4 protein-coding genes are annotated in these 7,578 nt (G+C 75.0%); 2 read left to right on the forward strand and 2 right to left on the reverse strand.

The annotated features are described in order from the left end of the window. Window positions 1-7: 7 nt before the first annotated feature. Together ACFYVJ_RS34140 and ACFYVJ_RS34145 are read right to left on the reverse strand one after the other, a co-directional pair. Entirely contained in the window at window positions 8-4,993 is a 4,986-nt protein-coding gene (locus tag ACFYVJ_RS34140) for a type I polyketide synthase (RefSeq protein WP_388900197.1), read from the reverse strand. Between the two features lie 216 nt (window positions 4,994-5,209). Next, window positions 5,210-6,112, reverse strand: coding sequence for an SAM-dependent methyltransferase (locus ACFYVJ_RS34145; protein ID WP_388900200.1), 903 nt, complete (start codon window positions 6,110-6,112; stop codon window positions 5,210-5,212). Window positions 6,113-6,322: 210 nt separating this feature from the next. Between ACFYVJ_RS34145 and ACFYVJ_RS34150 the strand changes: the two genes are divergently transcribed. Continuing rightward, entirely contained in the window at window positions 6,323-6,748 is a 426-nt protein-coding gene (locus ACFYVJ_RS34150) for a nuclear transport factor 2 family protein (protein WP_388900203.1), read from the forward strand. Window positions 6,749-6,889: 141 nt separating this feature from the next. Continuing rightward, a partial coding sequence (locus ACFYVJ_RS34155) for a beta-ketoacyl synthase N-terminal-like domain-containing protein (protein ID WP_388900206.1) occupies window positions 6,890-7,578 on the forward strand: 689 nt, incomplete at its 3' end.

Raw genomic sequence — 7,578 nt, forward strand, 5'->3', positions numbered from 1 at the left:
GCGCTGGTCAGCCGGTGGTCGATGCCGTCGGTCCCGGCTCCGCCGGGCCGAACTCGTCGTCGATGATCTTCAGTAGGTCGTCGGTGCTGGCGTCGTCGAGGTCCGCGTCGTCGTCCTCGCCCGCGCCGGCCGCCGCCGCGCCGCCACCGGCCAGCGCGGCGGCGAGCGCCTGCAACCGGTCGCGTACGGCAGCGCGTTCCGCACCCTCGACGGGCGCCGCGTCCAGGGCCGCGGCCAGCCGGTCCAGCTCCTCGTGTACGGAGCCGGGCGCGGCCGGCTCGCCGGCCGCGCCCAACTGCCCGGTCAGGAACCGGGCGAGGGCCTGCGGACTGGGGTGGTCGAAGACGAGCGTCACCGGCAGCGGGAGGCCCGTCGCCGCGCGCAGCCGGTTGCGCAGCCCCACCGCGGTCAGCGAGTCGAAGCCCAGTTCCTTGAACGTCCGCAGCGGCGTCGGCCGGTCGGCGGGGCCGTGGCCCAGCACCGCGGCCACCTCGGCGGTGACCACGTCCAGCACCTCGCGCCCGCGCGCCGCCTCCGGCAGCCCGGCGAGCTTCCGCAGCCGCTCCCCGGCGTCGCCGCCGTCCGCCGCGCCGGTGCCGCCCGCCTCGGCGGAGCGCCGCAGCGCGCCCCGTACCGCGGGGATCTCGTCCAGCAGCGGCCGCGGCCCGGCCGAGGCGAAGACCGGGGCGAACGTCTCCCAGTCCACGTCGACCAGCGTCACCGGCCGCCCGCCGCCCGCGGCCGCCACCTCCCGGCCGAGGCCGGCGAGCGCCAGGTCCGGGTCGAGCAGCGGCAGGCCCTGGCGCTCCAACTGCGCCTCGTCCAGGCCCTCCGGCAGCTCCTCGCTGCGCCACGCGCCGAAGGCGACCGACGTCACCTTCCGCCCCTGGCCGCGCAGTTGCTGCGCGTACGCGTCGAGGAAGGCGTTCGCCGCCGCGTACGCGCCGTGCTCGCCGCTGCCCCAGACGGCGGCGATGGAGGAGAAGAACACCAGCTCCGCGGGGCCGTCCGGATCCATCGACTCGGCCAGGTGCACCGCGCCGAGCGCCTTGGCGGCCAGCACCTCCGCCACCCCGGCGGCGGTGGCGTCGGCCAGCGGCTCCAGCCGGGTGGAGGTCGCGGCGTGCACCACCGCGCGCACCGGCCCGCCCAGTTCGCCGGCCTCCCGCAGCAGCGCGCGTACGGAGTCGCGGTCGGTCAGGTCGCAGGACAGCGCCGTGACCCGTACGCCCCGCCCGGCGAGCTCCGCGGCCAGCGCCGCGTGGCCGGGCGCGCCGGGGCCGCGGCGGCTGGCCAGCACGAGGTGCTCCGCGCCGCCGTCGGCCAGCCAGCGCGCCAGGTGCGGCGCCAGCGAGCCCGAGCCCCCGGTGACCACGACCGTGCCGCCCGGCTGCCACGCCGGGCCGTCCGCGGGCGCCGGTGCGGGCAGCAGCCGTCGTACGCGCAGGCCGCCGGGCCGGATCGCCACCTGGTCCTCGTCACCCGCCCCGCCCGCGAGCACCGCGCACAGCCGCAGCCAGTCCTCGTCGCCTGGCCGCTCCGGGAGGTCGACCAGGCCGCCCCACAACTGCGGCTGCTCCAGCGCCACCACCCGGCCCAGACCCCACGTCTGCGCCTGCGCCGGGTGCGTAAGAACGTCGTCGTCCAGGGCGTTCACCGCGGCGCAGGTCAGTGACCACACGGGCGCGGCGACGCCCAGCCCGGCCAGCGCCTGCACGAGCCCCAGCAGCCCACCGACCCCGGAGGGCAGCGCCGCGTGCCCGGGGTGCGGGCGGTCGTCCAGCGCCAGCAGCGACAGCACGCCGTCGACCGGCTCCCCGGCCAGCGCCGCCGACACCCGCCGCGCGATGTCCGCGCGGTCGTCGCCGGCCCGTTCGTCCAGCTCGACCACGGTCACCCCGGCGCCGCGGGCGGAGAGCGCGGCGCCCGCCACGTCGGCCCAGGCGGCGAGCCGGCCGGCGGCCCGGGCACGGGTCACCAGCAGCCAGTGCCCGTCCGGCCCCGGCGTCCGCCGCTCCGCGGCCGGGCGCCATCCGATCTCGTAGCGCTGTCCCGCGAGCGCCGCGTCCGTACGGGTCCGGGAGCGCCAGCGGTGCAGCGCGGGCACCACCGCGCGCAGCGCGTCCTCGCCGGCCTCCGGCAACTCCCGGCGCAGCGCCTCGGTGTCGGCCTGCTCGACCAGCGCCCAGAACGCCTCGTCGGACCCGCCCGCGCGCGCCGCAGCCGCCCGCGGAGCGGGGGCTTCGCGGTCGGCGAGCCAGTAGCGGCGGCGCTGGAACGGGTACGTGGGCAGCGGCACCGTACGGGCATCAGGAAAGAGCACCTGCCAGTCCGGCACCACACCGGCCGCGTACGCCTCCGCCAGCGCCTGCTTGAAGCGCGGCTCGCCGTCCTCGTCGCGGCGCAGCGTGCCCAGCGCCCGGCCCTCCGTCTCCGTCGCGTCGAGGACCTGCTCGATCGCGGGCACGAGCACCGGGTGCGGACCCATCTCCAGGAACACGGTGTGCCCCGCGTCCGTCAGCCGCTCCACGGTCTGCGCGAAGAGCACGGGGGAGCGCAGGTTGCGGTACCAGTACGCGGCGTCCAGCGCCTCCGTCGGCATCGGCTCGCCGGTGACGGTGGAGTAGAACGGCACCTCCCCGGTCCGCGGGGTGATGGCCGCCAGCTCGCGCAGCATCTCCTCGCGCACCGGCTCGACGAGCGGCGAGTGCGAGGCGTACGCGATGGGCACGGTCCGCGTCCGTACGCCCCGCTCCTCGCAGTCGCGCATGAACGCCCGCACGTCCGCGTCGACGCCCGCGACGACCGTCGCCGACGGGCCGTTGACGGCCGCGACACCGACGTCGCCGCCGGTCTCCGCGAGCCGCTTCTCCACCTCCGCGACGGGAAGCGACACCGAGGCCATCGAGCCGTGCCCGGACAGCGCGTGCACCACCCGGCTGCGTACGGCCACCAGGCGGGCGCCGTCCTCCAGCGACAGCGCCCCCGCGGTCACGGCCGCCGCGAACTCGCCCTGCGAGTGGCCCACGACCGCCGCCGGCGTCACGCCGTGGTGGCGCCACAGCTCGGCGAGCGAGACCATCACCGCCCACATCAGCGGCTGTACGACGTCGTCCCGCTCCCACGAGGCGTCGTCCGCGGCGGCGGTCAGCTTCTCGCGCAGCGCGTAGCCCGTGTACGGGGCGAGGGCGGCGGCGCAGCGCTCCATCGACGCGGCGAACACCGGCTCGGAGTCCCACAGCCCCACGGCCATGCCCGGCCACTGCGCGCCCTGCCCGGAGAAGACGAACACCGGGCGCGCCGCGCCGGACACCGCGCTGCCGCGCACCACCCGCGGGCTGCCGCGGTCCGCGGCCAGCGCCGCCAGAGCCTCGGCCAGCTCGGCGGCATCCCCGCCCAGCACCACGGCCCGCTCGTCGAACGCCGCCCGCGTGGTCGCCAGCGACCAGCCGACATCCCCCGCGGCGGGCGGCACTTCGGTGCGTACCGCCTCGGCCAGCTCCGCGGCCCGCGCCCGCAGCGCCTCGCCCGTACGGGCCGACAGCGTCCACAGCGCCGTACGCGGCCCGCCCTCGCCGGAGCGCTCCGCGGGCTCCGCGGGGGGCGGGCCCTGCTCCAGGATGACGTGCGCGTTGGTGCCGCTGATGCCGAACGCGGAGACCGCCGCGCGCCGCGGCCGGTCCGACTCGGGCCAGGCGACCTCCTCGGCCAGCAGCGCGACGCCGCCCCCGGCCCACTCGACGTGCCGGGACGGGGTCTCGGAGTGCAGCGTGCGCGGCAGCCGGCCGTGCCGCATGGCCTGCACCATCTTGATGATCCCGGCCACGCCCGCGGCGGTCTGGGTGTGCCCGATGTTGGACTTCACCGAGCCGAGCCACAGCGGCTGTTCCGCGCTGTGCTCCCGGCCGTACGTCGCCAGCAGCGCCTGCGCCTCGATGGGGTCGCCCAGCGACGTGCCCGTGCCGTGCGCCTCCACCGCGTCGACCTGCCGCGCGGTGAGCCGGGCGTCGGCGAGTGCCTGGGCGATGACCCGCTGCTGTGCCGGGCCGCTGGGCGCGGTGAGGCCGTTGGAGGCGCCGTCCTGGTTGACCGCGCTGCCGCGGATCACCGCGAGCACCGGGTGCCCCGCCGCGCGGGCGTCGGAGAGCCGCTCCAGCACGAGCATGCCGGCGCCCTCGCTCCAGCCGGTGCCGTCGGCGTCGTCGGAGAACGACTTGCAGCGCCCGTCGGACGCCAGCCCGCGCTGCCGCGAGAACTCCACGAACATGCCGGGCGTCGACATCACCGTCGCGCCGCCCGCCAGCGCCATCGTGCACTCCCGCGCGCGCAGCGCGCGCGCGGCCAGGTGCACCGCCACCAGCGAGGACGAGCAGGCCGTGTCGACCGTCAGCGCAGGGCCCTCGAGCCCGAGCGTGTACGCGATCCGCCCGGAGGCGACGCTCGGCGTCGTCCCCGTCAGCATGTAGCCCTCCGCGCCGGCGGTCGCCTCGTGCAGCCGCGGCCCGTAGTCCGCCGCGGAGGTGCCCGCGAACACGCCGGTGGCGGTGCCGCGGAGCCCGTCGGCGGCGATCCCCGCCCGCTCCAGCGCCTCCCAGGCCAGTTCCAGCAGCAGCCGCTGCTGCGGGTCCATCGCCGCGGCCTCCCGCGGCGACACCCCGAACAGCCCGGCGTCGAACTCCGGCAGGTCGTAGAGGAAGCCGCCGCGGCGGGCGTAGCTCGTGCCCGCCCGGTCCGGGTCCGCGTCGAAGACCGCATCCAGATCCCAGCCCCGGTCGGCGGGGAACTCGCCGATGGCATCCCCGCCCGCAGACACCAGCTCCCACAGCGCGTCCGGGGATACCGCGCCGCCGGGGTAGCGGCACGCCATCCCGACCACCGCGATCGGCTCATGGTCGCGCTCCTCCAGCGACTGGAGCCGCTGGCGGGTCTGGCGCAGATCGGCGGTGACCGCCTTCAGGTAGTCGCGGAGCTTTTCCTCGTTGCTGCTGGCCATCGAACGCCTTCGTGGAGACGGCGCCGGCGGCGCCTGCGGGCAGGGACCGCGCGGCGGTTACGTACCGGCGGAGCTACAGGGACGGGGGTGGAGAACCGCCGCGGCCGCCGACCGGGCTGCGCCCTCCCGGGGCGCGGGGCCGCGGGAGGGCGAGACGGGCGGCTGCGGGCCGATGGCGTGGCCGCGGGGGGCCGCCGCGCCCGTGGCCGGCCGCCGCTACGGCTTCTGCGGCTTGCGGGCCACGGAGACCACGTAGTCCAGGGACGTCAGCTCGTCCTTCAGCAGGTCCTGGTCGCGGTGGGCGACGGCCACCATCTTGTAGAAGAGCTTGCTGGACCGGCTCTTGAACGTCGGGTCCTGGAGGCGCCGCACGTGGTACTCGCGCCACGGCTCGTAGACCTCGTCGCGGATCGACCTGACCTCGACGCTCTCGAAGCCCGCGGACTCCAGCTTCTCGCCGTACTGCTTCCGCGGGTACCAGTTGGCGTCGTCGATCATGACGCGGATCCACTTGATGGCGTGCGAGCGGATGTCCGCCTTCGGCTTGCCGCCCTCCATCGGGATGATGTCGGCGGTCACCAGCACGCCGCCCGGGCGCAGTACGCGGTACGCCTCGGCGAAGAAGTCCGCGCGGGTGGCGAAGTGGAACGCCGACTCCAGGGCCACCACCTTGTCGACGCTGTTGTCAGGCAGCGGGATCGCGGTCGCGGAGCCCTCGCGGAAGTCGATCCGGTCCGTCAGGCCGCGCTCCTTGGCGCGGTCGGTGGCGATCCGGATGTGCGTCTTGGTGATGTTGATGCCGATGATCTTGCTGGGGCCGTACTTGTCGATCCAGTGGAAGTCCTGGTCGCCGTAGCCGAAGCCGACGTCGAGGATCGTGTCGTCCGGCTTGAACTCGGCCGTGTCCGCCACCTCGTCGGCGAGGGCCTGCGCCGCCTCGTCGAGCTTGGTGCACCCCGTCCAGTAGCCGAGGTTGTAGTAGTGGGTGTCCTCGACGACCAGCCGGTCCGGCGGGTACATCTCGTACAGCCGCGCCGTCTTCTTCTCGGGGTCGGAGATCATACGGACCAGGGCGAGGTTTCCCAGCATCCGCAAGTCTTCCCACAGTGACAGCTTCACAACGGCAATCCCTTTCTGCGATCGGTCGCCGACCGAGACGGCCGCGGAATCCACATCTGACGAAAGGCGAAACTAGGAGCGCCGTCTAAAGACCGCCTTGGTCCGAACTAGGCCGGGGCCAAGCGCTTTGGCGGGGCTTTGGCGGCGGCGTCGAACATGCTCTCCCCGGCGCGGGCAGGCCCGCACCGCCGTCGTGAAGGAGCACAACCGATGCTGGACGAGGACGCGCGCAAGGAAGTCGCCCTGGAGTACTGCCGGCGGATCAACGAGGGCGACGTCGACGGCGTTCTCGGCCTCTTCGCCGACCCGCTCCACGTCGAGGACCCGGTCGGCGACAAGACCTTCATCGAACGCGCCGCGTACCGCGCCCACATCGCCCAACTGGTGTCGTACCGCGTGCACGAGCTCCCCGGCGCCCCGGTCGCGGGCCTGGACCGCGAGCACGTCGCCCTGCCCATCACCGCCGAGCTGCGCCCGCAGGGCGTGCCGCAGGGCAAGTTCGTCCGCATCTCGCTGATCGCGGTCATGCGGATCGGCGCCAGCGGCCTCATCCGCCACATGCGGGTCATCAGCGGCCGCACGGACATGGCGGTCCACGACGCGGCCGAGGCGGCGGATGCCGCGCGCTTCAGTTGAGGCGTCGCCCCGGTCAGTCGAGGCGTCGCCCCGGCGGCGGGCGGCCGGGGCTTCGGAGATTCTTAGGGACCCCTTTAGCCGCCGTGCCGACACTCCCCGAAAGTGCGCCATCGCCTTTCGTCGCAACGGGATCGAGAGCGGATGTCCAAGGAAGAGAAGCTCGTCGAGTACCTGAAGTGGGTCACCGCCGAGCTGCATGAGGCCCAGCAGCGGCTGTCCGTCCTGGAGACCGGGGACCGGGAGCCGGTGGCGATCGTTTCGATGGCATGCCGGTACCCGGGCGGGGTGCGGTCGCCCGAGGACCTGTGGCGGCTGGTCGCCGGCGGTACGGACGCGATCTCCGGCTTCCCCCTCGACCGCGGCTGGGAGCTGGACGGGCTCTTCGACGCCGACCCCGACAGATCGGGTACGAGCTACGCCCGCGAGGGCGGCTTCCTGCACGACGCGGCCGCGTTCGACGCGGCGTTCTTCGAGATCAGCCCGCGGGAAGCGACCGCGACCGACCCCCAGCAGCGGCTGCTGCTGGAGACCGCGTGGGAGGCGTTCGAGCGCGCGGACCTGGACCCGCACAGCCTGCGGGGCAGCAGGACCGGCGTCTTCGCCGGGGTCATGTACAGCGACTACGTCGCCCGGCTCATGGACCGGCTGCCGCCCGGGTTCGACGGCTTCCTGGGCAACGGTGGTGCGGCGAGTGTGGCGTCGGGGCGGGTGGCGTACACCTTCGGCCTTGAGGGTCCGGCGGTGACCGTCGACACCGCCTGCTCCTCCTCCCTGGTGAGCATGCACCTCGCCGCGCAGGCGTTGCGTAATGGTGAGTGTGAGCTTGCTCT

The organism is Streptomyces sp. NPDC004134, from assembly GCF_042874195.1.
GTDB lineage: Bacteria > Actinomycetota > Actinomycetes > Streptomycetales > Streptomycetaceae > Streptomyces.